Origin of the sequence: Streptomyces sp. NPDC058637, from assembly GCF_042717325.1 — a bacterium.
Classification (GTDB): Bacteria; Actinomycetota; Actinomycetes; order Streptomycetales; family Streptomycetaceae; genus Streptomyces.
Window position 1 is genome coordinate 46,658 of record NZ_JBHXRD010000031.1, and the last position, 26,477, is coordinate 73,134.

Below are 26,477 nucleotides of genomic sequence, written 5' to 3' on the forward strand. Positions count from 1 at the left end.
GTTCAGTGCCTCCAGGTCGTAACCACCGGTGAGTCGGACCCGTTGGAGGGGGCATGGACTTCACGATCGGCGGCATCCGCGAGATGCGTCCCGGCTCGCGGCGACGCGGCCATGCGGCGGCCGGGGCGACCGCGGTGGCGGAGTACACAGGACTGTGGGGCTGGGCGGTGGCACCGGGTGCGCGGGCCTCGGGCGGAGCCTGTTCGTGCGGCGACGCCCACTGCCCCGCCCCCGGCGCGCATCCGTTGGACTTCGCCCGCGAGGTACCGGCGGGCGCCGCCCTCGACACCGCCGCGGACGCCTGGGCGGAGGTTCCGGGAGCCTCGATGCTGCTTCCGGTGGGCCGCACCTTCGACGTGCTCGACGTCGCGGAGGCCGCCGGCCGGAACGCCCTGGTCCGCATGGAGCGGATGGGACTGCCGCTGGGGCCGGTGACGGTGACGCCGACCGGCCGGACGCAGTTCTTCGTCGCCCCCGGGGCCGCGACCGGTCTGCCCGGGCTGCTCTACCGGATGGGCTGGGACGACGCGGGCCTGGATCTGCGGGCGCTCGGCCCGGGCGCGTACATCACCGCTCCCCCCTCCGACCTCGGCGGGCTCGGCCCGGTGCGCTGGCTGCGCCCGCCGGTCCCGGACACGGCCGCGACTCCCCCGCAGGCACGGCTGCTGCTCGGCACCCTGGCGTACATATGCCACCGCTCGTGACGGCGGAAGGGCGGTGGACCCTCCTCGGGTCCACCGCCCTTCCGTCGTACGCGTGAGTGTCCGCGGTCAGTCGCCGATCAGCGCGTCGACGAAGGCCTCCGGCTCGAACGGCGCCAGGTCGTCCGGCCCCTCACCGAGGCCGATGAGCTTCACCGGTACGCCCAGCTCGCGCTGGACGGCGATCACGATGCCGCCCTTGGCGGTGCCGTCCAGCTTGGTGAGGACGATGCCGGTGATGTCGACGACCTCGGCGAACACCCGTGCCTGGACGAGTCCGTTCTGCCCGGTCGTGGCGTCCAGGACGAGAAGGATCTCGTCGAGCGGCCCGTGCTTCTCGACGACCCGCTTGACCTTGCCGAGCTCGTCCATGAGGCCCGTCTTGGTGTGCAGCCGGCCGGCGGTGTCGATGAGCACCACGTCGGCGCCCTCGGCGATGCCCTCCTTCACGGCGTCGAAGGCGATCGACGCGGGGTCGCCGCCTTCGGGGCCGCGGACCGTCCGGGCGCCGACACGCTCGCCCCAGGTCTGGAGCTGGTCGGCGGCCGCGGCACGGAAGGTGTCCGCCGCACCGAGCACGACGCTGCGGCCGTCGGCGACGAGCACCCGGGCGAGCTTGCCCGTCGTGGTCGTCTTGCCGGTGCCGTTGACCCCGACGACCATCACGACGCCGGGCGTCTCGGCGCCCCCCTCCGTCCTGACCGCGCGGTCGAGGCCGGGGCCGAGCAGGGCGACGAGCTCTTCGCGCAGCAGCGCGCGCAGACCCTCGGGGGTACGGGTGCCGAGGACACGGACCCGCTCACGGAGCCGCTCCACCAGCTCCTGGGTGGGGGCGACGCCGACGTCGGCGGTGAGGAGCGTGTCCTCGATCTCCTCCCAGGTGTCCTCGTCGAGGTTGTCGCGCGACAGGAGCGTGAGCAGCCCCTTGCCCAGCGAGTTCTGCGAGCGGGCGAGCCGGGCGCGGAGCCGCACCAGCCGGCCCGCGGTGGGCTCGGGGACCTCGAGCGCGGGGATCTCCGGCTCGACGACCACGGGGGCTTCCCCGACGGGAGTCCCGTCGGGCGGGCCGACCTCCTCGATGGTGCGCCGCGCTTCGTCGCGCGGCGCCTCGGCTTCCTCACCGGCGGAGGGTTCGGCGGGAGGAGTGATGGTCGGCGTGCTCGACGGCGCCGAGGGCGGCAGCTGCTTCTTCTTGCGGCTGCTGACCACGAGCCCGCTGATCAGGCCGACCGCGACCAGGGCGATGATGACAGCAAGGATGACGATTTCCATAACCTGTCCAGTATCGGCCACGGTCGTGGTCCGGGCGCGGTTCCCGGGTCCGTCCGACCGAACGGAAGGGTGTTATGCGCCTTTTGGGGGTAAAGGCACGCTGCTGCCCGTGGAGAACCGAGGCCTGGATCCCGTCCCCGGCACCGGGCGCACCGGCCGGGTCCGCGGTCTCTTCTCCACCTGGGTGGCGGCCGACACGACGGTGCTGCTCCTCACGGTGGGCGCGGGACTCACCGTCCTCGACGGACTGAACTTCTGGCAGGTGCCGGCCGTCGCGGCCACGGCACCCGTGCTGTCCTTCGGACCGGGGTCGAGTGGTTCACCGGGCCGCCGGCCACCACCTGGATCGGGCGGGACGGGCCGGGCCGCGACGATCGTCGTCGCGGCGGGCGTGTACGCGCCGCTGCCGCGCCCGGCCGACCGCACGGGCGGCGAGCCCGTGGCCTTCCGACGTGCCGGCGGGCGGACCACCGCGCGTACCGACCGGCGTCGCACCGCCGACGCGTACACCCAGCCACGCACCTGACGACTGACGGCACCCCGGCACAGCACTGCCCCGGTCCGGCATGGGCCGGACCGGGGCAGTGCCCGGTGTCGAGGAGAGGGGCAGCGGGGATTAGCCCATCTCCTCCAGCGCCTTGCCCTTGGTCTCCTTCACGAACTTGAGCACGAAGGGGATCGAGAGCACGGCGAAGCAGGTGTAGATGATGTAGGTGCCCGACAAGTTCCAGTCGGCCAGGCTCGGGAAGCTCGCGGTGATCGCCCAGTTGGCGATCCACTGCGCCGAGGCGGCGACACCGAGGGCTGCCGCACGGATGCGGTTCGGGAACATCTCGCCCAGGAAGACCCAGACGACGACACCCCACGACAGTGCGAAGAAGAGGACGAAGACGTGGGCGGCGATCAGGGCCACCGTGCCCTGGGTGGTCGGGAGTTTGCCGTCCACCAGGTTCGCGGAGAAGGCCCAGGCCTCGAAGGCCAGCGCCACGGCCATACCGGTCGAACCGATGAGCGCGAGCGGCCGGCGGCCCACCCGGTCCACGAGGATCATGGCGATCACCGTGCCGATGATGTTGACGATCGACGTGGTGAAGGAATAGAAGAACGAGTCGGTCGGGTCGATGCCGACGGACTGCCACAGCGTCGCGGAGTAGTAGAAGGCGACATTGATGCCGACGAGCTGCTGGAACACGGACAGGCCGATACCGACCCAGACGATCGGCAGGAAGCCGAAACGACTCCCGAGCAGGTCGCTGAACTTCGACTTGTGCTCGCGGTGCATGGCCGTCTCGATCTCGTTGACCCGCGCGTCGAGGTCGACGTTCTTGCCCTCGACCTCTTCCAGGATCTTCCGGGCCCGGTCCTTCTTGCCCACGGAGATCAGGAAGCGCGGCGACTCGGGGATCGCGAACGACAGCAGCCCGTAGAGGATGGCGGGCACGACCATGACGCCCAGCATCCACTGCCAGGCCTCGAAGCCGCCGATCTCACCGCGCTGGTCGCCGTCGGCGATCTGCAGGATGCCGTAGTTGACCAGCTGCGAGATCGCGATGCCGATGACGATGGCGGCCTGCTGGAAGGAGCCGAGGCGGCCACGGTAGGCGGGCGGCGAGACCTCGGCGATGTAGGCCGGGCCGATGACCGAGGCCATGCCGATCGCGAAGCCGCCGATGACGCGCCACATGGCGAGATCCCACAGGGCGAACGGCAGCGCGGATCCGACAGCGCTGACGGTGAACAGCACCGAGGAGATCTGCATGCAGCGGATGCGGCCGATGCGGTCGGCGATGCGTCCCGCCGTGGCCGCTCCGATCGCACAGCCGATCAAGGCGATGGCGATGACCTGGGCCAGGGTTCCCGAACCGATGTCGTACCGGTCACGGATGGCCTCGACGGCACCGTTGATCACGGAACTGTCGTAGCCGAAGAGGAAGCCGCCCATGGCCGCGGCTGCCGTGATGAAGATGACATGGCCGAGATGGTCCGGGTGGGCCTCCCGGGCTCCGGACTCCGGTCCGCGCGCTGTGCTGGTCACATGAAACTCCTGATGCCTGGCCGCAACGTCAGGCGTGGGGGGTGAGCCCTCCCAGTGGCGCACAACTTACGACCGACCACCACTTGAAGGTAAAAACAACATTGACGAGGTTATGCGTTCAAGTTTCGAAGTCAAGACCTGGGTGGGCTCGGAACGAACTGACGAATACCCGGGAACGCGCACAAGGTACGTTCAGGTGTTGAAGATTTGGTGAAGATCGAGTGAGCACACCACACCCGGCGCGGCAGGCCGTCAGCGCAGCCGCTGGCTGATCACCTTGGAGACCCCGTCACCTTGCATGGAGACGCCGTACAGCGCGTCGGCGACCTCCATCGTCCGCTTCTGATGTGTGATCACGATGAGCTGGGAGCTCTCCTGGAGCTCCTCCATGAGCCGGATCAGACGCTGCAGATTGGTGTCGTCGAGCGCCGCCTCGACCTCGTCCATGACGTAGAAGGGGCTCGGCCTGGCCTTGAAGATGGAGACCAGGAGGGCAACGGCCGTAAGGGATCTCTCGCCTCCCGACAGCAGCGAGAGCCGCTTGACCTTCTTGCCAGGCGGCCTGGCCTCGACATCCAGTCCGGTCGTCAGCATGTTGTCCGGATCGGTGAGGACGAGCCGGCCCTCCCCGCCCGGGAAAAGACGTGAGAAGACGCCTTCGAACTCACGGGCGGTGTCCCGGAACGCCTCGGTGAAGACCTGCTCGACCCGTTCGTCGACCTCCTTGATCACCTGCATCAGGTCGGCCCGTGTCTTCTTCAGGTCCTCCAACTGCTCGGAGAGGAACTTGTGCCGCTCCTCCAGCGCCGAGAACTCCTCGAGGGCGAGCGGATTCACCTTCCCGAGTTGCTGATACGCCCGTTCGGCCGCCTTGAGCCGCTTCTCCTGCTCCGCCCTGACGAACGGCTTCGGCTGGTTGCGCGGATGCTCCGGGTCCTCCGGAAGCTCCTCGCCGTCGGCGGCCGGGGACGGTGGAACCAGCTGGCCGGGCCCGTACTCGGCGGCCAGCCCGGCCGGCTCCACACCGAACTCCTCCAGCGCCTTCGTCTCCAGCTGCTCCACGCGCAGCCGCTTCTCGGCGCCGAGCACCTCGCCGCGGTGCACCGAGTCGGTCAGCCGGTCGAGTTCGTGCTTGAGGTCGCGGCCCCGCCCCCGTTCGGCCGCCAGCTCCCGTTCGCGTTCCGCCTTCGCGCCCTCGGCCGTGGCCCGTTCCTCCCCCGCCCGTACGACGGAGACCTCCACGTGGGCGAGCAGCTGACGGGCGCCGGACGCCACGGCGGCGGCCACGGCCGCCTCGTGGCGCAGCCGGGCGCGACGCTGCTCGGCGCGGGTGCGGGCCTCACGCTCGGCGCGGGCGCCGCGGTCGAGGGCGTCGGCCCGCCCGGCGAGTCCCCTGACGCGTTCCTCGTGGGTACGGACCTGGAGGCGGGCCTCCATCTCGGTCTGGCGCGCGTTGGCACCGTCGGCGGCGAGCCTGTCCCGTACGGAGGTGTTCGGTTCCTCCTCGACCGGGGTCTCCTCCGCTACCAGCAGGCGTTCCGCGAGCTCCTCCGCCTCCTCGGTCGCCCGCTCCAGGGCGTCCTGGGCCCTGGCCGCCGAGGCGGTCGTCCGCTCGGCCTCCCCGGCGGCACCCCTGGCCTGCCCGGCCAGCCGGCCGAGCTGCTGGGCCACCCCGGACTTCTCCCGCTCGGCGGCCCCGCGCCGCTCCCCCAGCTCCTCCACACGGGCGGCCCCCTCCTGGCGCCGTTCGGCGGCGAGCCGCTGGGCCCCGGCGAGCTCCTCGCACCGCACGACGAGCTCGGCCAGCTCGGCGGCGGCCTCGTCGACCGAGGCCTGCACCTCCAGCAGGCTGGGTGCCCCGGCGGATCCGCCGTGCGCGAAGTGCGCGCCCAGCACATCGCCCTCGCCGGTCACAGCGGTCAGCTGTGGATGGGCGTCGACCAGGTCCTCCGCGTCCTCCAGGGTGCCGACGACGACCATGTCGCGGAGCAGCAGCCGTACGGCCCCCATCAGTTCGGCGGGACCCCGCACCAGGGAGGAGACGGCGGGCGCGTCCGGTCCCTCGGCGGTGACGGCCGGAGCGGCCACGGCAGGAACCGGTTGCCGCCGCCGCGCCTCCTCGCCCGTGGTGCCGTGCGGGGCTCCCGGACTCCGCGCGGGCACCTGGTCCACGGCGTGCGCGGGATCCGGCCCGTCGCCCTGAGCCGGTACCTGCCCGGCACCCGTGCCCGCCGGCAGCAGCGCCGCACGGCCCGCGTCCTGCTTGCGCAGCAGCCGGATCGCGTCGGCCGCCGTGGCCGGGTCCCGTACGGCGATCGCGTCGGCGGCGGCACCGAGCGCGGCCGCCACCGCGACCTCGTACCCCGGAGTCACGGTGAGCAGCTCGGCGGCCGGCCCGAGCAGTCCCGGCAGCCGGTCCCCCGCGCCGAGCAGGACTCCGGTGCCGTCCTTGCGGCGCAGCCCCAGGGAGAGCGCCTCGTGGCGGGCGGCGACCGCGGCGCGCTTGCGTTCTGCGGCGGTGGCCGCCTCCCGTGCGGCGCCGAGCGCCGACTCCGCCTCGGCGAGCTCCCGCTTGGCCGTGTCGTGCCGCTCCGCCAGCTCCGCGTCGCCCGCGTCCAGCCCGTCGACCTCGGCCTTCAGCTGCTCGTACTCCTCCTGCGCGGCAACGGCACGCTCCCGTGCCTCGTCGCGGGAGGCGGCCAGCCGGTCGATCTCGGCCTGCGCCGAACCGGCACGGCTGCGGGCGGCGTTGACCTGCCCGTTCAGCCGGGCGAGCCCTTCACGCCGGTCGGCGATGGCACGGGCGGCGTCCTTGAGCCTGCGTTCCTCGGCGGCCAACTCCCTTTCCAGCTCGGCCCGGTGCGCGGTCGTATCCTCCAGCGCGTGTTCCGCGGCCTCCAGCGCGGCCGCCAGCTCCGCCTCCTGCTCGCGGATCCTGGCCGCCTCGCGCTCCATGTCCTCGGGGTCCCGCCCGCGCCGCTCCTCCTCCGGGGCGGCGGTGGCGCTCTTCACCCGGGCGTCGGCGAGCGAGATCGTGCCCCGCACGCGCTCGGCCAGCTGCGAGAGTTCGTACCAGGTCTGCTGGGCGCGCTGCAGCCGTGGCGCCAGCCGCCGTACCTCGTCCTCCAGGTCCGCCTCGCGGGCGAGCGCCGCCTTGAGGTCGGCCTCCGCGGCCTCCCGGCGCTTCTTCAGGGCCGCTTCGTCGGCGATCTCGCCGCGCAGTGCCTCCCTGAGGCGTACCAGGTCGTCGGCGAGCAGCCGCAGCCGGGCGTCCCGCAGATCGGCCTGGATGACGGCGGCCCGGCGGGCCACGGCCGCCTGACGGCCCAGGGGCTTGAGCTGGCGCCGGAGTTCGTCGGTCAGGTCCTGGACGCGGGCGAGGTTCGCGCCCATCGCCTCCAGCTTCCGCAGCGCCTTCTCCTTGCGCTTGCGGTGCTTGAGCACACCCGCCGCCTCCTCGATGAAGGCGCGGCGCCCCATCGGATCGGCGTGCAGTACGGAGTCCAGCCGGCCCTGCCCGACGATGACGTGCATCTCGCGGCCGATGCCGGAGTCCGACAGGAGTTCCTGGATGTCGAGCAGCCGGCAGGTGTCGCCATTGATCTGGTATTCGCTGCCGCCGTTGCGGAACATGATCCGGGTGATCGTCACCTCGGCATACTCGATGGGCAGCGCACCGTCGGAATTGTCGATGGTCAGCGACACTTCCGCCCGGCCGAGTGGTGGTCTGCCGGTGGTGCCGGCGAAGATCACGTCTTCCATCTTGCCGCCGCGCAGGCTTTTGGCCCCCTGCTCCCCCATGACCCAGGAGAGCGCGTCCACCACATTGGATTTGCCGGACCCATTGGGCCCGACGACGCAGGTGATCCCCGGTTCGAACCGCAGGGTCGTGGCGGAGGCGAATGATTTGAAACCACGCAGGGTCAGGGCCTTGAGGTGCACGCCGCCGGACTCTACCTTTCACTCTCGGTTTCGCTGATGAAGGTGCAGGGCACATCAGACGGTAAGCGAAGAGCGATACACCGGGGGCGGGCCGGGGGAAAGAAAGAAGGGACGCCGAAGCGTCCCTTTTGATCTCGCACAGTTGAATCTCACACAGTCCTGCGTGACGGATCGCGGACGGGCCGGTTCACGTGCGGTCCACGGCTTTCGAGGACGGCGGTGTGTTCCAGGACAGCGATCCGTGACGAAGACATTCCGGCGGTGATCTCAAGCGGCTGGCACGAGCGGCCCGACCGGCCCCGGCGGGGCGATGGGTCAGGTCAGCGCGGGCTCCGCCTGAGGTACGTCGATGTCGATGCTGTCGAGCAGCGACTCCTGGTGCTGAGCGGCGGCGTTGAGCGCGTCGTTCTCGTCCTGGATCCGTACGAGCTCGGATTCCAGGTCCTGGACGCGCTTCTGGAGCCGTCGCATCTCGGCGAGGAGTCGCGGGTCGGAACCGCCGACGTAACCGAGAAGCGCCTTTGCCATGATGGATGGTCCTCCACACTGAGTGACCGACCGATGCGGTGTGGGTCGTGAGGGAATCGCACCCGCGGTGCTCGGCAGTGCTCTGTCACCACTGCGGTTCTACTGCTACCAACACTGCCGAACAGCTAAGGTGCGCGGGGTTTTCAGCGTCTCACCAAAAAGTTTGACGGTCAACACGATCACACGCCGTGTAGCCGGGTGTCCCGGGGGCGCGCGGCCGGACGATCATGCGGCGCGACTCTCCTGCGGGGTCCCGAAGGGTGTGGAGATCTTCGTCAATGCCGCAGCCTGGCATGACATCCACTTCTTGGCAACCATGCCCCGCCGCCGGGGACTTTCGCAGGTCATTTCGGGTGCGCGGCCTTCCGGGCCTTCTCCGTCACCCCTCACCGCACCCCGGATACGGAACGGATCCGGGCCCCCTTTCGCGGGCCGGTCTCAACGGATCGCGAATCCCTCGTAAACGCGGCGCGGGGTGTCCCAGATCTCAGTCACGCCGTCCACGTGGCCGGGTGTGTCGTCGGATGCGAGCCAGTCGAGGAGACGGTGGCAATTCTCACGCGGCCCCTCGGCGACAACCTGCACCCGCCCGTCGTCGAGATTGAGGGCGAAGCCGGTGAGGCCTCCGATCTCCAAAGCATTTGCCCTGGTGAACCAGCGGAAGCCTACTTGCTGTACTCGGCCGCGTACCCATACGACGAGTCGTGCGTCTTCGTTCATGCTCGAACGCTAACCGGCCAATTGCCCGAGGGGCACGTCGGCCCAATACGTCATGGCGTACAGTCCCGTCGCAATAGCCTCACCCGAACGGGTGAGACAGACGGTGAACACGGTGACGTCGCAGCGACGCCGCCGAGCACGAGGAAGGCACGCGCATGGGACGCCATCGACGCGCAGGCGCAGCCCCCGCAGCTGAGCAGACGGCGGGCGTGGCAGGCGGGCACCGTGGTGCCCGCCGGAAGAAGCGGGCCGGAGCGCCCCTGCGCACGGGTCTTCTCGGTGTGTCCGCGGTGGTGGCCGTGGGTGCGGTCGCCGTCGCATCGGGTCTGCTGCCGGGCGGCGACACCTACAGCGTCAGCGGCGGCACCTCCGCCGACCAGGTCCGCGCCGGCGGCGCCCCCGACCTGCTGACCCAGGGCGGCTCCTCCACCGAGCCGACCGACCGGGCGTCGGCCTCCGCGTCCGCGCAGGCCACCCGGGGTGGCGAGCGTTCCGCGGCGCCCTCGAAGTCCGCCTCCGCCACCCCGAGCAAGAAGCCTTCGCCCACCGCTTCGAAGCAGGCCGAGAAGAAGAGGACGAAGGCACCGGCGCCGGCCAAGGCCCCGACCGCGTCGCAGAAGAGCTCGGCCCCGGCCACCAGGGCCCCGGCCGCTCCGAAGACCGCTTCCCCCTCGCCGAGCCGTACGACCGAGGCCCCGGCCGACACCTCCGCGCAGGCGCAGGTGCTCGCCCTGGTCAACCAGGAGCGTGCCAAGGTCGGCTGCAGTCCCGTCACCCCCCGGGCCTCGTTGACCGCGCTCGCCCAGGACTTCAGCGAGGACATGGCCGCACGCGGCTTTTTCGACCACACGGACCCGGACGGGGCGACCCCCTGGGACCGCGCCGCGAAGGCCGGCGTGGAGGGTCTCGGCGGGGAGAACATAGCCCGCGGCCAGGCCGACGCTCAGGCGGTCATGGACGCGTGGATGAACAGCGACGGCCACCGCGCGAACATTCTCAACTGCGACTACACGACGCTCGGCGTGGGTGTGCACAAGGGTTCGGGCGGCCCCTGGTGGACGCAGGACTTCGGCTTCTGAGGGGTCCGCGGACCTTTACAGCCCCTGTAGGCCTCCCCGGCCGCCGCTGTCAGTGGCAGTCGAAGCGCCAGTCCCACGGGAGGCCGGGGCACCGACGGCAGTGGAAGAAGTAGACACCGCCGCAGTCGCCCAGCTGGATGTCTCCGGTGATGGTCAGCAGGTGTTCCATCCGGTGTCCGGCCTCGCAGTCCGGCCAGTCCGCGGGCTGCGTCCAGGCGGGCCATCCGCCGGCCTTCGTCCCGATGACGTTGGAGTCGGGTGGCCACGTGGCGTTGCCCGTCGCCGACCGGAGACGGGGTTCCCAGGTCTCCCACATGTCCTTGGGCAGGTCGAGCCGGCTCGGCAGGTCCTCCACGGTGGTCGGTGACAGGGTGGAGGGTTGCGGCATGTTGTCCTCGTCGTACTCCCCCTCGCTCACCCCGGGCGTCTCGGACAGCGGCCCCCCTGCCACGACCTCCGCCTCGTCGCGCCAGTACAACCGCGGCACCACCGGCCCCGGGCCCTCGTCGTGCAGCAGCGCGCACCACACCACCTGCAGCAGGTCCTTCCCCTCCGGGAAATCCAGCCCCGGCACGTCCCGGGCGAACAGCTGGAGGACCGGCACCATCGGCACCGCTCCGGGGTCGTTCCCGGTGTGGTCTCGCGGGTCGGGCCCGTCCGTCCAGTGGCCCTCCTGCGCGCAGTACGGCCACGGCTCGTCCGAAGGCCACAGCAGCTCGCCTCCCAACGAGCTCTCCCGTACCCCGGGCTCGCCGGGTTCCGGGTTGAGGAGCGTGGCTTCCCGGGCAAGGCCCGCGTACTCGGGTATGAGGGTGAGCAGATCCCTGGCGGGCGGCTCAGGTGTGGCTCCGGGCATCGTGGCTGCGGCTCCGGGCATCGTGGCTCCTCAGGCGTACAAAGATCGACGGGACGCTGCGGGCACGCTAGTACGTGCCACCGACAATCCGATTACGGCCGTACAGCGCTCACCTCGGGTAAGCGCTGCGCAGGCGTAAGCTGACGGACATGAGCGAGGCGGAGGCGGCGACGGAGCGCGACGGCGGGACCCCACCCTTCGACGTCTTCTCCCGGCAGTGCCCCTCCCGGGAGACGCTGGAGCACATCACGGGCCGTTGGGGCGGCCTGACCCTGGGGGCGTTGCACGGGAACAGGCTCCGCTTCAACGAGCTGCGCCGCCGTGTCGACGGGGTCAGCGAGAAGATGCTCTCCCAGACACTGCACGCGCTGGAGCGCGACGGTCTGGTGCACCGTGAGGCACAGCCCACCAATCCGCCGCGCGTCGACTACGAGCTGACGCCGCTGGGCCACGAGGTCGCGGGGCGGCTGGCGGGGCTCATCCAGCTGGTGGAGGGCCGGATGCCCGAGGTGCTGGACGCCCGCGGACGGTACGACGGGGCTCTCGAAGCCTGAGCCCGTCCCGGCCGGGCGGGTCAGCCCGTGCGGGGTGGACGCTGGCAGCGAGGGCAGAAGTAGCTGGACCGGTTCATCCACGGCCTCCGGCGCATCGGTGTCCCGCAGCGGTGGCAGGGTTCGTCCTCCCGGCCGTACGCGTCGAGCGACCGGTCGAAGTAGCCGGACTCGCCGTTCACGTTGACGTACAGACTGTCGAAGCTGGTGCCGCCCTGGTCGAGGGCCTCGCGCATCACGTCCCGGATGTGGCCGAGCAGCTCCGCCGTCCCCGGCCGGGTCAGCGTCGCGGTCGGCCGCTCGTAGTGCAGTCTGCTGCGCCAGAGCGCCTCGTCCGCGTAGATGTTGCCGACGCCGCTGATCAGCGACTGGTCGAGCAGGGCCCGCTTGACCGTCGTACGGCGCAGGCGCAGCGCCGTGTGGAACGCGACGTCGTCGAAGGCCGGGTCGAGGGGGTCGCGGGCGATGTGCGCGATGACGTCGGGCAGCCCGTCGGGGGTGTTGTCGTGGAGCGACAGCCCGCCGAAGGTGCGCTGGTCGACGAAGCGCAGCTCGGTGCCGAGTGCGTCGTCGAAACGGACCCTGATGCGCAGGTGCTTCTCGTCGGGGGTCCCGGCGGGCCGCACGAGCAGCTGACCGCTCATGCCGAGGTGCCCCAGCAACGAGGACCCGGCGTCGTCCGACGGCACGGCCTCGTCCAACGGCACCCAGAGGTACTTGCCGCGGCGCATCGCCGTGCCGAAGCGCAGGCCGCGCAGCCGGGCCGCGAAGTCCACACCGCCCGCGAGGTGACGCCGGACCGCACGTGGGTGCAGGACCTCGACGTCGTCGACGGTGCGGCCGGCGACCCAGCGCTCCAGGCCCCTCCGGACGACTTCGACCTCGGGCAGTTCGGGCACGGTGACTCCTTCGGCACGGGGAAGACAGCGAGAGCCCCCCGGTGCACACGGCACCGGGGGGCTCTCGAATGGTTCAGGCAGGAGCTGCGTCCGTCGTCGGCAACGGGTCGGCAGGGGTGTCGGCGGCCCCTCCGTCGGCAGCGGCTTTCGCCACGGCCTCCCGTGCTTCCGCGGCGGCGCTGATCTCACGCCAGGCGGATTCCGCCGCCTGCTGCTCCGCTTCCTTCTTGCTACGGCCGGTGCCGGTGCCGTACGAGACACCACCGACGCGAGCGGCAGCGGTGAAGGTCTTCTCGTGATCCGGACCGGTCTCCGTGACGAGGTACTCGGGGACTCCGAGGCTCTCGCTCGCGGTGAGCTCCTGGAGACTGGTCTTCCAGTCCAGGCCGGCACCGAGGTTCGAGGACCTGTCGATCAGTGGGTCGAAGAGCCGGTGCACCAGCTCCGAGGCCACATCGAGGCCCTGGTCGAGATAGACGGCGCCGATCACCGCTTCCAGGGTGTCGGCGAGGATGGAAGCCTTGTCCCGGCCACCCGTACCCTCTTCACCGCGGCCGAGCCGGATGAAGGAGCCGAGCTCTAGGCCGCGGCCCACTTCCGCAAGTGCACGTGAGTTGACCACCGCGGCCCGCAACTTGGCCAGCTGGCCTTCGGGCAGGTCGGGGTGGGTGCGGTACAGCGTGTCCGTGACCACCAGGCCGAGCACCGAATCCCCGAGGAATTCGAGCCGCTCGTTGGTGGGCAGACCGCCGTTCTCGTATGCGTACGAACGATGGGTCAGCGCACGCACCAGAAGGGCGGACTCGAGGTGATACCCGAGCCGCCCTTCCAGAAGCGTGTGGGACGAGGCTGTGTTGACGTTGTCTGCCTGCTTCTTGGCGCTGGACAACTCAGACATCGTGCCTCTCACCAGCCGCTCAGACCTCGAGGACCTGGCGCTTGTTGTAGGTGCCGCAGCTCGGGCACGCAATGTGCTGGAGCTTCGGCTCCTGGCAACGCTCGCACGAAACCAGGGTGGGGACCGCAGCCTTCCACTGCGACCGGCGGTGGCGCGTGTTGCTGCGCGACATCTTCCGCTTCGGAACAGCCACGGCTACTTCTCCTGCTTCTCGTCGACGCCAGGTTCGGCGCCGCCCATGTTGTCCTTCTCGCCGTCCTGAACGGTATCGGCGAGTCCTTGCAGTGCCGCCCAACGTATGTCGACGGCTTCGTGGTGGTGGCCCGGATTCTCGTCCAGCCTGATTCCGCATTCGGAACACAGGCCGGCACAGGTCTCCTTGCACACCGGCTGCAGCGGCAGTGCGAGCACCACCGCGTCACGCAGCACAGACTCGAGGTCGAACAAGCCGTCCTCGAGGAAGAACCTGTCCTCGTCGTCCTCGGCGTCGTCGACCGGATCCGCGGTCCTGCTGCGGTTCCGGTCATCGGCGTCAGGGTACGAGAACATTTCCTGGAAGTCCGCCTCGACCTCAAGGCGCAGCGGCTCCAGACACCTTACGCACTCCCCCTCGGCCGTCGCACGGGCGGTGCCTGTGACAAGCACCCCTTCCATGACCGATTCGAGGCGGAGGTCCAGCACCAGGGGTGCCTTCTCCGGCACACCGATGACCCCGTCGATACCGAGGTCCTTGGGTGCTTCCACCGAGCGGGTGAGCCGCTTGAGGGCACCGGGACGCCGACCCAGCTCGCGCGTATCGAACACGAGGGGGTTGCGGTGGTCGAGGTGACCGTTCAGGGCTTTTCCTGCTTTCGAAAATCATGTGCAATGTGCGGCTTCCGGAGCGACCGCCCTCGATCCGGAGGGAAAGCGGGCAGCCGGGATCGCGGACATACGCGCGACCGAGGATCCAGGATACTTGACGTGACGCCCAGCTCCCAATCCGGTCCGGCCGCCCTCCGGCGGCCGGCGCTCAGCGCTCCTGTTCGTACCGGCGGAGCTGTTCCAGATCGATCATGCCGGTGTCGAACAGGCTGGTCTCGTCGAGCGCGCTCTCGCCCTGCGCGGGCACCTGGGCCTGCTGCTGCCAGCCGTACTCCTGCTGCTGCGGCTGGTTCGGGTCGTAGCCCTGCTGCTGGTAGCCGGCGTAGGGGTCGGGCTGCTGCTGGTAGCCCGCGTACGGGTCGGCCTGCAGCGGCTGGTCCTGGTAGGCGTACGTCTGGGCGTACTGCGGCTCCGGCTGGGCCTGCACCGGGAAGTCCGGCTGTGCCGGCACCGGGAACCCTGCCTGCGCCGGGTCCCGGTAGTCCGCCACCGGCGCGTAGTCCGGCTGCGCGGGCTCCGCGTAGACGGGCTGCGGGGGCTCCGGGGTGGAGATCTCGGCCAGACCCGCCCAGTGGTCCTCGTCGCTGGTGCGCAGGTGCCCGCCCGCGGCGTCCTGGGCCGCCATGTGCGCGCCCAGGTCGTCGGTGGCCACCCGGCCGTGCAGCTTCTGCCGGCCCCGGCCGACGGCCTCCAGCGTCTTGGCCAGGACGGCCTCGAAGGCGCCGAGCTTGGTGTCGACGTAGTCGTCCGCGCGCCGCCTGAGCGTCTCGGGGTCCGCGCTGCGCTCGGGCGCCTCGGCGAAGTCCGGGTCCTCGTAGCCCTGGGCGTCGAGCCCCTCGCCGCGGCCCAGGAGCTTCTCCCGGCCGCGGTCGACGGAGCCGATGGTCTTGGTGAGGACGACCTCGAAGTTGGCGAGCTTGCTGTCGACGTACTCGTCGGCCTCACCACGGACCTCGTCGGCCTCCCTGCGGGCCTCGGACAGGATCCGCTCGGCCTCCGCCTGGGACCGCCGGGCGATCTCGGTGTCGGAGATCAGCGAGCCGCGCTGGGCCCGGGCGGACTCGACGATCCGCTCGGCCTCCTGCCGGGCCTGCTCGACGAGCTGCTCACGGCCGCCGATGAGCTCCTCGGCGTGGGCGAGCGAGCCGGGCAGGGCCTCCCGGACCTCCTCCAGCATCGCGAGCAGATCGGCGCGGTTGACCACGCAGGACGCCGACATGGGCATGGAGCGGGCGTTCCCGACCGCTTCGACGATCTCGTCGAGCTTCTTCTGCACGTCCACCGTGTGCTCGCCACTCTCTGCTGCTGTTGGAGACGGACGGGACGACTGTAAGGCCAGTCGCCGCCCGTCCGACACCTGGTGACGGGCGGTCAGCACATCACTTCTGGCCGAGACGCTCCACGAGGGCGGTGTGGACCGGCGGCGGCAGCAGGTGGGACACGTCGCCGCCCCAGGTGGCGACCTCCTTGACCAGCGAGGACGACAGGAAGCTGTAGGTCGGGTTCGTCGGCACGAAGAGCGTCTCGACCCCCGAGAGCCCGTTGTTCATCTGGGCCATCTGCAGCTCGTAGTCGAAGTCGCTCACGGCCCGCAGGCCCTTCACGATCGCCGGGATGTCGCGCTGCTTGCAGAAGTCGACCAGCAGGCCGTGGAAGGACTCGACCTCGACGTTGCCGAAGTCGGCGGTGACCTCGCGGATCAGCTCCATCCGCTCGTCGACCGTGAACAGCCCCTTCTTGGACTGGTTGATCATCACGGCGACGTGCACGACGTCGTACAGCTTCGAGGCTCGTCCGATGATGTCGAGATGTCCGTTGGTGATGGGGTCGAACGACCCCGGACAGACGGCGCGGCGCAACGTGGTTCCCTCGCTCTCCGATGCGGTCATCGTGCGTCTTCGCACGTAGAGGCGGCGCGACCGTACCAAAGCGTCCCCTCGCCGTAGCGGCGGGACCGCAGTGGTTCGAATCCCTCGGGCCAGTCGAATTCCCCGCCTCTGGTGCTCCGTTCCACCGTGACGAGCGCATCGCCCGTGAGCCACCCCTGAGCACGGAGTGTGAGCAGTATCTCGCCAAGATCGCCATCGGTGACGGCGTACGGCGGGTCGAGGAACACTACGTCGTACGGGTCCGCGGGAGCCGGTCCTGTCACGATCTGCTCCGCTTTGCCCGCACGGACCTCGGCGCCGGGGAGACCCAGGGTGCGGACGTTGTCACGGACGGTCCGGACTGCCCTGGCGTCGGGCTCGACGAGCAGCGCGTGGACCGCCCCGCGGGAGAGCGCCTCCAGTCCGACGGCGCCGGAGCCCGCGTACAGGTCGGCGACACGGATGCCGTCGAGGGTGCCCAGGAGCGCTTCCCAGGTGGAGAAGAGGCCCTCGCGCGCACGGTCGGAGGTGGGGCGGGTGCCGGTGCCGGGCGGTACGGCCAGGCGGCGTCCGCCGGCCGATCCGGCGATCACGCGGGTCATGGGTGTCTGGTCCTAGGGTCGCGGGCGGCACGCAGGACGGGACGCGTGCCGTACTCCCCACGATATGGCGTCGGTGCGGATCCGGCCCCGGTCACCCCTTGTCGAGGTATTCCTCCCGGTCCTTGTCCAGGAGCGCGTCCAGCGCGGTGCGCAGCTCGGGGAGCCGCTCCAGCGCGGGATCGTCCGCGACGACGCGGACGGCCTCCTCGCGGGCCGCGGCGATGACCTCCTCGTCGTCGATGACGCTGAGCACGCGCAGGGAGGAGCGGACGCCGGACTGGGCCTGGCCGAGGACATCGCCCTCGCGGCGCTGTTCGAGGTCGATCCTGGACAGCTCGAAGCCGTCGAGGGTGGCGGCGACGGCGGAGAGCCTGGCGCGGGCGGGGCTCGCCTCGTGGGCCTCGCTGACCAGCAGGCAGAGGCCGGGTGCCGAGCCCCGCCCCACGCGGCCCCGCAGCTGGTGCAGCTGGGAGACGCCGAAGCGGTCGGCGTCCATGATGACCATCGCGGTGGCGTTCGGGACGTTCACCCCGACCTCGATGACGGTGGTGGCGACCAGGACGTCGACCTGCCCGGCGGCGAACCCGCGCATCACGTCGTCCTTGTCGTCGGGGTGCATCCTGCCGTGCAGCACCTCGATCCGGAGGCCGGCGAGAGCGCCCTCGCGGAGCTGTTCAGCGATCTCCAGCACGGCGAGCGGAGGACGCTTCTCGGCGTCGACGGCGGCCGACGGGGCGTCGGCCCGCTTCTTCCCCTTCTTCTTCTCGGCGGCCTCGTCGGCGTCGTCCCCGATGCGGGGGCAGACGACGTAGGCCTGGTGGCCGTTCTCCACCTCCTCGCGGACGCGTTCCCAGGCGCGGCTGAGGAAGTGGGGCTTGTCCTTGGCGGGGACGACGTGGCTGGCGATGGGCGAGCGGCCGGCCGGGAGCTGGTCCAGGACGGAGGTCTCCAGGTCCCCGAAGACGGTCATCGCGACCGTACGGGGGATGGGTGTGGCCGTCATGACGAGCAGGTGCGGCGGCTGCTCGCCCTTGGAGCGCAGGGCGTCGCGCTGTTCCACGCCGAAGCGGTGCTGTTCGTCGACGACGACCAGGCCGAGGTCGTGGAAGCGCACCTTGTCCTCGATCAGCGCGTGCGTGCCGATGACGATCCCGGCCTCGCCGGTGACCAGGTCGAGCAGTGCCTGGCGACGGGCCGGGACACCCATGGACCCGGTGAGCAGCACCACCTTGGTGCCCCGGTCGGAGCCGCCCAGCATCCCGCCTTCGGCGAGCTCGCCCATCATCTCGGTGACGGACCTGTGGTGCTGCTGGGCGAGCACCTCGGTGGGGGCGAGCATCGCGGCCTGGCCGCCCGCGTCGACGACGGTGAGCATGGCGCGCAGGGCGACCATCGTGTTGTGGGTGACCGTGAAGTGATCGGTGACGTACGCGTGACTCGGGTGGGCGACGCTGATGCACTGGACCGGCTTTCGCCCGACGTACTCGACCGAGCGGATTCCACGCAGGAACGTGTTGGACTTCGGTCGGGTCCGCATGCGTGAGGCCTTGCGAGTGAGTCGGAACGGCACGTACTCGGCAGGCATGGCGATCGATACGTTGAAGGCCGACTGTTTCGGATGCACCCTGGCGCGCCCACCGAGTGAACGAACGAGCCAGGCCACGTCGTCGGCCAACTGCCGCGAGGCCGAGCAGAACGAGACGCACATCCCCTGAGCGTCCACGGTCCCGTCCGTGTCCATGAGCCCTTGCAGGACAGCGAGCCGATGCTTGATCGTCGTGTTCTTGAATACTGGTGGGATGAATTTGCGGTGCGATGCAGCCCCCCACAGATTCAGCGCACGCAGCACGCTGATGACCGGGTTCCTTCGCGATCCGCTCCTGACCCCCGTCATCCGGATGGTGTAGTCACACGCCGAACCCGGCACGGGTAGCAGCTCGCAGTCCGGTGCCAGTGCGGATCGCGCTGCCATCAGGATCTCGTCGTCGGCCGTGGGCAGACGCAGGTTGTGACGGAACGAGCCGTCCCCGAGCAGCAATCCGAAGACATAGGGGTCGAGGGGCGGCTCCGACCCCGATGTGAGATCCGCCGGTGCGGCGGACGGGAGATACCACTTGGACGACCCGTTGGCCTTGGACGTGTCCATCCTGATCTCGCGGGTCGTCATCACCTTGGGCGTTTCCCCGCGTGCCCAGGCACAGCTGGTCCCGACGATCCACAGATGCTCGTCATCGGCTTCGACCACCGTGTCGTCGGAGAGAACAAGCCGCCAGACATCCCGCTCCCCCTGGGGAAAGACCCCGTCGACTGCGGCGACTTCCCCCGTGGGAACCACTACCTCGTCGCCCTGCACGACGGTCCCCATGGGCTTGTAGCCCTCGGGGGTCAGAACCAGCGCGTCGAACGGCTGTGCTTTCCCCGATCCCACCTCGCCCTGCAGCAGCCGGTGCATCGGGTGTTCCGTCGCCAGGTCGGCGAAGATCTCTCCGGTGACCTTCCGCTGGCCTTCGGTGAGCGTGAAGGGCAGCTTGGCGTCGAAGGCGTCGAGCAGTCCACCGGGGACGGATCCGCGGGCCACCGCGGGGAGCTGGGTGTCCGCGTAGCGGCGGCGGGCGAGCGCGACCTGGAGGACGAAGGCCTCGTCCCACTTCAGCCGCTCCCGGGCGGCCGTGACGTCCGCCTTGGTGTGCGGGCGGTGGATCTTGAGCAGGGCCTCGGGCAGCGGGACGAATCCGCGTCCTTCCCGGAGTGTCCCGGGCAGCGGGTCGACGGCGTCCCGCGCGCTGGGCAGGACCGTGTCGACGGCCTTGGCGATCCGCCAGGAGTCGAGCTGTTTGCAGGCCGGGTAGATCGGCAGGAGCTGCCCGGCGAAGGCGTCGACGGCCTCGGTCGCCTCGTCCTCGTCCCGCGCGTCGAGGAGCTGGTACGTGGGGTGCGCGAGCTGCATCTTCCGGTTGAAGACGGATGCCTTGCCCGCGAACATCGCCCGCCGGCCGGGGAGCAGTTCCTTGTGCGGCTTGTGGACGCCGTGTCCGAAGAAGACCAGCTGGAGTCTGCCGCTGCCGTCGGTGAGGGTGACTTCGAGGCGTTTGCCGCGGCCGTTGTTGAACATCATGATCCGCGCGTCGACGACCTGGGCGACGACCGTCACGTGCTCGTCCAGCGGGAGGTCGGTGAGCGCCGTGAGGCGGCCCCGCTCCTCGTAGCGCCGGGGGTAGTGGTGCAGCAGGTCGCCGACCGTGTGCAGGTCGAGGTGCTCGGCCATCACCTTCGCGGTGGCTCCGCCGAGCAGTTTCTTGAGGGGTTCATCGAACGCGGACACGTGGTCCATTGCACACCACGCCACTGACACCGCCGCGGGGCGCCGCACCGGGCACCGGCTATTCGACGCCGATCAGCAGGGGCGCGGCCTGGTGGCCGCCCCGGTAGACCACGGTGTCGACGGCCGGGTAGCCCTCACGGACGTGCTCCCCCAGGGCGTCGGCCAGCGCGTCGGGTACGTCCTCGCCGAGGACGAGGGTGACGAGCTCGCCGCCCGACGACAGCATCCGGTCCAGGACGGTGCGGGCGGTGCCCTCGACCTCCTCGCCGATGACGGCGACGTCACCGTCGATCAGGCCGAGCGTGTCGCCGGCCTGGCAGATGCCGGCCATGGTCCACGACTGCCTCTCGGCGACGGCCAGCTCGGCGTACCGGGTGGCACCGGCCGCCGCGGTCATCGCGACCACGTCCTCGTCGAAGCCGCGGTCCGGTTCGTGGACCGCGAGCGCGGCGATGCCCTGGACGGCGGCGCGGGTGGGGACCAGGGCGACGCGGACGCCCTCGGTCCTGGCCTGTTCGGCGGCAGCGGCGGCGGTGTGGCGCAGGTCCGCGTCGTTGGGCAGCAGGACGACCTCGCGGGCATGGGCCCGGCGGATCGCGTCGACCAGTTCGCCGCTGGCGGGCGGCTCCCCGGGGCGGGCCAGCACGGTGGTCGCCCCGGCCTCCGTACAGAGGGCGGAGAGTCCGTCGCCGGGGACCACGACGACGACCGCGCGCTGGACGGGTTCCCGGTGCGCCCGGACGCGGTCGGCGGCGAAGTGGGTGATGCGGATCCGGTACGGCCGGCCCGCCTCGACCCCGGCCTCCACGGCCGCCCCCGCGTCGTCGACGTGGACGTGGACGTTCCACAGGCCGTCGCCGCCGACCACGACGAGCGAGTCGCCCAGCGCGTCCAGTCTGGCCCGCAGCCGGTCGACGGCGTCGTCACGGGCCTCCAGCAGGTAGATCACCTCGAAGGCGGGCCCGCTGGCCGCGCCCTCCTGGGCGCGGTCGCCGGTAGGGGGCAGGGTCTCCGGGGCGAGCTGCGGGGTGCGCGGCGGGGCCTGTCCGCCGACGGCTTCGAGGAGCGCCCCGAGCACGGTCACGAGCCCGTGTCCGCCCGCGTCCACGACTCCGGCGCGGCCGAGGACGGCGAGCTGGCCCGGGGTCGCGGCCAGCGCGGTGCGCGCCCCTTCGTGGGCGGCTTCGAGCACTGCCGTGAGTCCGGCGGTCGCGGCGGTGGCCCCCGCGGCCTCGGCAGCGGCGGTGGCGACGGTCAGCACCGTGCCCTCGACGGGGTGGGCGACGGCCGACCGTGCGGCGGCGGCGGCCTCGGCGAGGGCCCTGCGCAGGTGGTCCGCGTCACCCGCCTCTGCCAGCACCCCCGCCATGCCGCGCAGCAGCTGGGCCAGGATCGTGCCGGAGTTCCCGCGGGCGCCGATCAGGGCGCCGTGCGCCATGGCGCGCACGGCGTCGGGGCGGGCGGGCACGGTGGAGCCGGTCTCGTGGGCGGCGAAGACGGCTTCGACGGCCGCCGCCGCGGACTCCACGGTGAGGTAGAGGTTGGTGCCGGTGTCCCCGTCGGCGACGGGATAGACGTTGATGGCGTCGATCGCCTCGCGCTCACGGCCCAGGGCCTCCAGCGCCAGTGAGCACCAGGTGCGCACCGCGACGGCGTCCAGATCGTCGGGGGACTGCGGCACCGTTGGTCCTCCTCGGGACGGCCGTGGCGGGGCTGGCTGCACCGCAGAGTAGTCCTCGCGCGATGCCCCGGGCGGGGACAGGGGTGGGGCGGGGGGCCCGGCAACCCGTGGTAGTTTCGTATCCCCGACGCAGGCGTTGTATGCTGCTTCGGTTGCCCGGTGAGAGCCGGGCCATTCCCCCGGTGCCGCCACTTCAGTAAAATGATTCGGGCGCGCCGGAATTCACTGTAAGTGCATCTGAAGTCTTTGGAGTGACCCGTGGCTGCCAACTGCGACGTTTGCGGCAAGGGGCCGAGCTTCGGCAACAGCATTTCGCACTCGCACCGCCGTACGTCCCGTCGCTGGAATCCCAACATCCAGCGCGTGCGTGCCGTGGTCGGTCGGACGCCGAAGCGGCTCAACGTCTGCACCTCGTGCATCAAGGCCGGCAAGGTCGCGCGCTGACGTCTCGTCGTAGCGCAGCCTTCCGGTTGCCCAAAAAGCCGGTCCACCTCGGTGGACCGGCTTTTTGCTGTGCCCGGCCGCCCGGCGCAGAGCAGCCCGGCGCCGTGGTGGCGGTCAGCGGGCGCGGGTCGTCCAGCCGTGGTCGACGGGGCCTATCCCGCCCCCCAGGGCGAATCCCGCCGCGATCGCTCCGGTGACGTATGCCTTGGCGGCCCGTACCGCGGTCGGCACGTCCTGGCCGGCGGCGAGTCCGCAGGCGATCGCGGAGGCCAGGGTGCAGCCCGTGCCGTGGGTGTGCCGGTTGTCGTGCCTCGGGGCGCGCAGCCAGTGCTCCTCGCTGCCGTCCGTCAGCAGGTCCACGGCCTCGCCCGGCAGGTGACCGCCCTTGACGACCACCCAGCGCGGCCCGTAGGAGAGCAGTTCGGAGGCGGCCCGCCGCATGCCCGGCTCGTCGGTGACCGTGAGGCCGGTGAGCTGTGTCACCTCGTCGAGGTTCGGGGTGGCCACCGTCGCGACGGGCAGCAGCCGGGTGCGTACGGAGTCGAGTGCCTCGGCTGCCAGCAGCGGGTCCCCGTGCTTGGAGATCCCGACGGGATCGACGACGACGGGGACGCCGGTCTCCGCGAGGAGTCCGGCGACGGTGTCGACGAGGACGGCCGACGCCAGCATTCCGGTCTTCACGGCCTGTACGCCGATGTCGTCGACGACGCTGCGGTACTGGGCGCGTACGGCTTCGGCGGGGAGTTCCCACGCGCCCTGCACACCCAGGGAGTTCTGGGCGGTCACCGCGGTCAGCACGCTCATGCCGTGGGCGCCGAGCGCCAGCATCGTCTTCAGGTCGGCCTGGATGCCCGCACCGCCGCCGGAGTCGGATCCGGCGACGGTGAGCACGCGGGGAGGTACGGCGGTGGGTGCGGTCATGTCCGGGAATCTACTGGGCGTCCTCGATGGAGCCGAAATGGTCCCAGCCGCCCTTGCTCGTCCAGGGCGCCCCGTCGACGGTGACCTGGGGCAGCGCGGACGGGTTGAGGACCTCGCCGATCACCCTCCAGCGGGCCGGGAGCTTCACGTCCGGCGGGAACGTCGCCACGATCGCGTGGTCCTCCCCCCCGGTGAGCACCCACTGCAGCGGGTCGACGCCGACGGCCTGCCCGATGTCGGACATCTGCGAGGGGATGTCGATCAGCCCGGAGCGCAGATCGATCCGGACCTGGCTGGCCTCGGCGATGTGCCCGAGGTCGGCGACGAGCCCGTCGCTGACGTCGGTCATGGCCGTGGCGCCGAGTCCGGCCGCCGCGGGGCCCGCGTGGTACGGCGGTTCGGGGCGCCGGTGGGCCTCCACGAAGGCGCGGGGCGAGCGGAACCCGCGGGAGAGCACGGCGAATCCGGCGGCGGACCAGCCGAGCCAGCCGGTGACGGCCACGACGTCCCCGGGCCGTGCGCCGCCCCGGGTGACGGGTTCGTGGTTGCGCAGGTCGCCGAGCGCGGTGATCGCCACGGTGATGGTGTCCCCGCCGACGACGTCGCCGCCGACGACGGCCGCACCGGCGACCTGGCACTCGTCACGCAGCCCGTCCATCAGCTCGGCGGCCCAGGTGACCGGGAGGTCGGCGGGGACGACGAGGCCGAGGAGCAGGGCGGTGGGCACGGCTCCCATGGCCGCGATGTCGGCGAGGTTCTGCGCGGCGGCCTTGCGGCCGACGTCGTACGCCGTCGACCAGTCGCGGCGGAAGTGCCGCCCTTCCAGCAGGATGTCCGTACTGGCCACGACCCTGCGGTCGGGAGCGGCCACGACCGCGGCGTCGTCGCCGGGTCCCAGCCGTACCGCCGGAGTGGTGGTGAGCCGGGAAGTGAGCTCTCTGATGAGCCCGAACTCCCCCAACTCGCCCACGGTTCCCTTCACCGAGACTCACCTCTCATTTATCGCACCGGACACCTGTCCGGGCTGCTTCAGCGGCCGGAGGTCCGGACCGTGGACAGGCTGACGACGGGAGCCGGCAGCCCGGGGACGTACGGGCATCGCTGTCCCTCTTCCGCTCCGGTGGGCTCGCGGTCGCGAGCCCTCACTGCTGTCGGTACCGTCAGGAGATACGTCAACTTCTGCGGTGCGGGCGCCACGCTGGGAGCGCCGACCGGCCCGCAGGTCTCCCCGTGGCCCTCGGCGACGCGATAACGTGGCGTCCCTTTCCCCCACATGATCCTCGTGGCCGCCCTGGAGGTTCCGTGGTACAGGCGTACATCCTTATCCAGACAGAGGTGGGCAAGGCGTCGATCGTCGCCGAGACCATCGCCAGACTTCCGGGAGTGATCCAGGCAGAGGACGTCACAGGCCCCTACGACGTGATCGTGCGCGCGCAGGCCGACACGGTCGACGCGCTCGGCCGCATGGTGGTCGCCAAGGTCCAGCAGGTGGACGGCATCACACGGACCCTGACCTGCCCGGTCGTTCACCTCTGACCCCCGTCTACGCTGGTCCGGTGACGCACACCCGCCGCCGGTCCCGCCGCTCCGCACTTCTCGTCCCGTCCGCCGCCCTGGCCGTCCTGGCCGCGGCGGGCTGTGCCGGGCAGCCCTCGGTCGCGGTTCCCACGCCGTCGCCGGAGGCCGCCGCGTACTGCGGGGAGCTGCACAAGGCGCTGCCGAAGACCGTCGTCGGCCTGGAACGGAGTGACCCCGGACCGGACTCGGTGCTGACCGCCGGCTGGGGGGACGGGGCGATCGTACTGCGCTGCGGCGTCCCCCGGCCCGCGAAGATGGACGACGCCCAGTCCGAGGGCGTCGACGCGGACGGCGTCAACTGGCTGCTGGAGCAGCCGGATGACGCCGGTCCGCGGTTCACGACCACGTACCGCAAGGCGTACGTCGAGGTGACACTCGGGGTGGAGTACGCCCATGACATCACCCCGCTGTCGGCGTTCGCCGTACCTGTGGAAGAGACGGTTCCCGAAAGCCTCTAGTCGCCTCTCCCCCGCAGGGTGTGCGGGGGCGGAGGCGCGGGCGTCGAGGGTCAGCGAAGCCCGGTGGAGCGGGCGAGTGCCGCCTGGACCAGCCGGTCCACCAGCTCCGGGTAGTCCACCCCGGTCTCCTGCCACATGCGCGGGAACATGGAGATGGGCGTGAAACCGGGCATGGTGTTGATCTCGTTGATGACGAACGTGCCGTCCTCGGTGAGGAAGAAGTCGGCGCGCACCAGGCCTTCGCAGGAGGCGGCCTCGAAGGCCTCGACGGCGAGCCGCTGTACCTCGGCGGTCTGCTCCTCGGTGAGCGGCGCGGGTACCAGACCGGCCGCCGAGTCGATGTACTTGGCCTCGAAGTCGTAGAAGTCGTGCGCGGTGACCGGCGGGATCTCGGCGGGCACGCTGGCGCGCGGTCCGTCCTCGAACTCCAGCACGCCGCACTCGATCTCCCGGCCGCGCAGCAGGGACTCCACGAGGAACTTGGGGTCGTGCCGGCGGGCCTCCTCGATCGCCTCGTCGAGCCCGGCCGCGTCGTCGACCTTGGTGATGCCCATCGAGGAGCCGCCGCGGGCGGGCTTGACGAACAGCGGCCAGCCGTGCTCGGCCGCGAACTCCATGACGCGCTTGCGGGCGGCGGGGCGGTCGGACTCCCACTCGCGGGGGCGCACGACCTCGTACGGGCCGACCGGCAGCCCGAAGGAGGTGAACACCCGCTTCATGTACTCCTTGTCCTGGCCGACCGCCGAGGCGAGGACACCGGCGCCGACGTACGGCACTCCGGAGAGCTCCAGGAGCCCCTGGAGCGTGCCGTCCTCGCCGTACGGGCCGTGCAGCACGGGGAAGACGACGTCGACCTCGCCGAGCACCGTGGGCACCGCGCCCGGTTCGCTGTACACGACCTCGCGGTTGCCGGGGTCGACGGAGAGCGCGACGGCCCCGCGCGCGGACTCGGCCAGCTCGTCCACGTTCGGTACCCGCCGGTCCGTGATGGCCATGCGGGCAGGGTCGTCGGCCGTGAGGGCCCAACGGCCGTCCGTGGTGATGCCGATCGGCAGGACGTCGTACTTCGTCCGGTCGATGGCGCTCATCACGGCACCGGCGGTGACGACGGAGATTCCGTGTTCGGAGCTCCGGCCGCCGAACACGACCGCCACACGCGGCTTACGGCGCTGCTCGGAGCTCTGCTCGGAGCTCACGGCGCTCTCAGGGCTCTGGGGGAGGTTCTGGCTGCTCATATCGCGATGAGCGTACCTGCTGG

24 protein-coding genes and 1 pseudogene are annotated in these 26,477 nt (G+C 71.0%); 7 read left to right on the top strand and 18 right to left on the bottom strand.

The genetic code is table 11. The features are described 5' to 3' along the window. Positions 1-53 precede the first annotated feature (53 nt). The gene (locus tag ACFWVP_RS26885) at positions 54-704 is read left to right on the top strand and encodes a bifunctional DNA primase/polymerase (RefSeq protein ID WP_384500439.1); all 651 of its coding nucleotides are present in this window, start codon (positions 54-56) and stop codon (positions 702-704) included. Positions 705-770: 66 nt separating this feature from the next. On the opposite strand, the gene ftsY is transcribed toward ACFWVP_RS26885, so the two are convergent. Further along, the gene (gene ftsY / locus ACFWVP_RS26890; RefSeq protein WP_384500440.1) at positions 771-1,973 is read right to left on the bottom strand and encodes a signal recognition particle-docking protein FtsY; all 1,203 of its coding nucleotides are present in this window, start codon (positions 1,971-1,973) and stop codon (positions 771-773) included. Between the two features lie 109 nt (positions 1,974-2,082). On the opposite strand from ftsY, the pseudogene ACFWVP_RS26895 reads away from it, so the two are divergent. Continuing rightward, positions 2,083-2,277 (top strand): annotated as a pseudogene (locus tag ACFWVP_RS26895) (cytosine permease); the annotation flags it as partial. 312 nt (positions 2,278-2,589) lie between these two features. Here the strand turns inward: ACFWVP_RS26895 and ACFWVP_RS26900 are convergent. The 4 genes from ACFWVP_RS26900 to ACFWVP_RS26915 all read right to left on the bottom strand — a co-directional run bounded on the left by ACFWVP_RS26900 (position 2,590) and on the right by ACFWVP_RS26915 (position 9,198). After that, positions 2,590-4,008 carry a sugar porter family MFS transporter gene (locus tag ACFWVP_RS26900; protein ID WP_384500442.1) on the bottom strand — a complete coding sequence of 473 codons (1,419 nt, stop codon included), beginning with the start codon at positions 4,006-4,008 and terminating at the stop codon, positions 2,590-2,592. Positions 4,009-4,260: 252 nt separating this feature from the next. Next, a complete protein-coding gene (locus ACFWVP_RS26905) occupies positions 4,261-7,950 on the bottom strand; it encodes an AAA family ATPase (RefSeq protein ID WP_384500444.1) in 3,690 nt (1,229 codons plus the stop codon). A gap of 315 nt (positions 7,951-8,265) precedes the next feature. Continuing rightward, the gene (locus ACFWVP_RS26910; protein ID WP_033304037.1) at positions 8,266-8,478 is read right to left on the bottom strand and encodes a hypothetical protein; all 213 of its coding nucleotides are present in this window, start codon (positions 8,476-8,478) and stop codon (positions 8,266-8,268) included. Positions 8,479-8,916: 438 nt separating this feature from the next. Continuing rightward, positions 8,917-9,198 carry an acylphosphatase gene (locus ACFWVP_RS26915; RefSeq protein WP_384500445.1) on the bottom strand — a complete coding sequence of 94 codons (282 nt, stop codon included), beginning with the start codon at positions 9,196-9,198 and terminating at the stop codon, positions 8,917-8,919. A gap of 155 nt (positions 9,199-9,353) precedes the next feature. On the opposite strand from ACFWVP_RS26915, the gene ACFWVP_RS26920 reads away from it, so the two are divergent. Further along, the gene (locus ACFWVP_RS26920) at positions 9,354-10,277 is read left to right on the top strand and encodes a CAP domain-containing protein (RefSeq protein WP_384500447.1); all 924 of its coding nucleotides are present in this window, start codon (positions 9,354-9,356) and stop codon (positions 10,275-10,277) included. 49 nt (positions 10,278-10,326) lie between these two features. On the opposite strand, the gene ACFWVP_RS26925 is transcribed toward ACFWVP_RS26920, so the two are convergent. After that, positions 10,327-11,154 carry a hypothetical protein gene (locus ACFWVP_RS26925; protein ID WP_384500449.1) on the bottom strand — a complete coding sequence of 276 codons (828 nt, stop codon included), beginning with the start codon at positions 11,152-11,154 and terminating at the stop codon, positions 10,327-10,329. A 128-nt stretch (positions 11,155-11,282) separates the two neighbouring features. Between ACFWVP_RS26925 and ACFWVP_RS26930 the strand changes: the two genes are divergently transcribed. Continuing rightward, on the top strand, positions 11,283-11,687 hold the full coding sequence (locus tag ACFWVP_RS26930) for a winged helix-turn-helix transcriptional regulator (RefSeq protein WP_384500450.1): 405 nt from the start codon (positions 11,283-11,285) through the stop codon (positions 11,685-11,687). Positions 11,688-11,707: 20 nt separating this feature from the next. Here the strand turns inward: ACFWVP_RS26930 and mutM are convergent, their stop codons facing one another. The 9 genes from mutM to ACFWVP_RS26975 form a co-directional block, all read right to left on the bottom strand. Then, complete coding sequence (gene mutM / locus ACFWVP_RS26935) at positions 11,708-12,583, bottom strand: bifunctional DNA-formamidopyrimidine glycosylase/DNA-(apurinic or apyrimidinic site) lyase (RefSeq protein ID WP_384500451.1); 876 nt, start codon at positions 12,581-12,583, stop codon at positions 11,708-11,710. Positions 12,584-12,656: 73 nt separating this feature from the next. Beyond that, positions 12,657-13,481, bottom strand: coding sequence for a ribonuclease III (gene rnc, locus ACFWVP_RS26940; RefSeq protein WP_384500453.1), 825 nt, complete (start codon positions 13,479-13,481; stop codon positions 12,657-12,659). A gap of 19 nt (positions 13,482-13,500) precedes the next feature. Beyond that, the gene (rpmF, locus tag ACFWVP_RS26945) at positions 13,501-13,674 is read right to left on the bottom strand and encodes a 50S ribosomal protein L32 (protein ID WP_003965982.1); all 174 of its coding nucleotides are present in this window, start codon (positions 13,672-13,674) and stop codon (positions 13,501-13,503) included. Positions 13,675-13,676: 2 nt separating this feature from the next. Continuing rightward, complete coding sequence (locus ACFWVP_RS26950; protein WP_384500458.1) at positions 13,677-14,285, bottom strand: YceD family protein; 609 nt, start codon at positions 14,283-14,285, stop codon at positions 13,677-13,679. 208 nt (positions 14,286-14,493) lie between these two features. Further along, positions 14,494-15,627, bottom strand: a complete 1,134-nt coding sequence (locus tag ACFWVP_RS26955; protein ID WP_384500460.1) for a cell division initiation protein — start codon at positions 15,625-15,627, stop codon at positions 14,494-14,496. A gap of 97 nt (positions 15,628-15,724) precedes the next feature. Continuing rightward, entirely contained in the window at positions 15,725-16,204 is a 480-nt protein-coding gene (coaD, locus tag ACFWVP_RS26960; protein ID WP_384500502.1) for a pantetheine-phosphate adenylyltransferase, read from the bottom strand. Between the two features lie 26 nt (positions 16,205-16,230). Beyond that, positions 16,231-16,815, bottom strand: a complete 585-nt coding sequence (gene rsmD, locus ACFWVP_RS26965) for a 16S rRNA (guanine(966)-N(2))-methyltransferase RsmD (protein ID WP_384500461.1) — start codon at positions 16,813-16,815, stop codon at positions 16,231-16,233. Positions 16,816-16,906: 91 nt separating this feature from the next. Beyond that, positions 16,907-20,146: a helicase-related protein gene (locus ACFWVP_RS26970; RefSeq protein WP_384500462.1), complete on the bottom strand. Its 3,240-nt coding sequence runs from the start codon at positions 20,144-20,146 to the stop codon at positions 16,907-16,909. A gap of 49 nt (positions 20,147-20,195) precedes the next feature. Further along, positions 20,196-21,818, bottom strand: coding sequence for a DAK2 domain-containing protein (locus ACFWVP_RS26975; RefSeq protein ID WP_384500463.1), 1,623 nt, complete (start codon positions 21,816-21,818; stop codon positions 20,196-20,198). A 258-nt stretch (positions 21,819-22,076) separates the two neighbouring features. On the opposite strand from ACFWVP_RS26975, the gene rpmB reads away from it, so the two are divergent. After that, positions 22,077-22,262 (top strand): 50S ribosomal protein L28, encoded by a 186-nt coding sequence (gene rpmB / locus ACFWVP_RS26980; RefSeq protein ID WP_003965989.1) that lies wholly within the window; start codon positions 22,077-22,079, stop codon positions 22,260-22,262. A gap of 114 nt (positions 22,263-22,376) precedes the next feature. On the opposite strand, the gene thiD is transcribed toward rpmB, so the two are convergent. Both thiD and ACFWVP_RS26990 read right to left on the bottom strand, forming a co-directional pair. Next, positions 22,377-23,183, bottom strand: a complete 807-nt coding sequence (gene thiD / locus ACFWVP_RS26985) for a bifunctional hydroxymethylpyrimidine kinase/phosphomethylpyrimidine kinase (protein WP_384500464.1) — start codon at positions 23,181-23,183, stop codon at positions 22,377-22,379. 10 nt (positions 23,184-23,193) lie between these two features. Next, entirely contained in the window at positions 23,194-24,165 is a 972-nt protein-coding gene (locus ACFWVP_RS26990) for a thiamine-phosphate kinase (RefSeq protein WP_384500465.1), read from the bottom strand. A 320-nt stretch (positions 24,166-24,485) separates the two neighbouring features. Here ACFWVP_RS26990 and ACFWVP_RS26995 point away from each other — a divergent pair, with 320 nt between their 5' ends. Together ACFWVP_RS26995 and ACFWVP_RS27000 are read left to right on the top strand one after the other, a co-directional pair. After that, a complete protein-coding gene (locus tag ACFWVP_RS26995) occupies positions 24,486-24,719 on the top strand; it encodes an Lrp/AsnC family transcriptional regulator (RefSeq protein WP_384500467.1) in 234 nt (77 codons plus the stop codon). A 20-nt stretch (positions 24,720-24,739) separates the two neighbouring features. After that, entirely contained in the window at positions 24,740-25,219 is a 480-nt protein-coding gene (locus tag ACFWVP_RS27000; protein WP_384500469.1) for a DUF3515 domain-containing protein, read from the top strand. Positions 25,220-25,269: 50 nt separating this feature from the next. Here ACFWVP_RS27000 and ACFWVP_RS27005 read toward each other — a convergent pair whose 3' ends face one another. Then, complete coding sequence (locus tag ACFWVP_RS27005) at positions 25,270-26,454, bottom strand: D-alanine--D-alanine ligase family protein (protein WP_384500471.1); 1,185 nt, start codon at positions 26,452-26,454, stop codon at positions 25,270-25,272. Positions 26,455-26,477 lie beyond the last annotated feature (23 nt).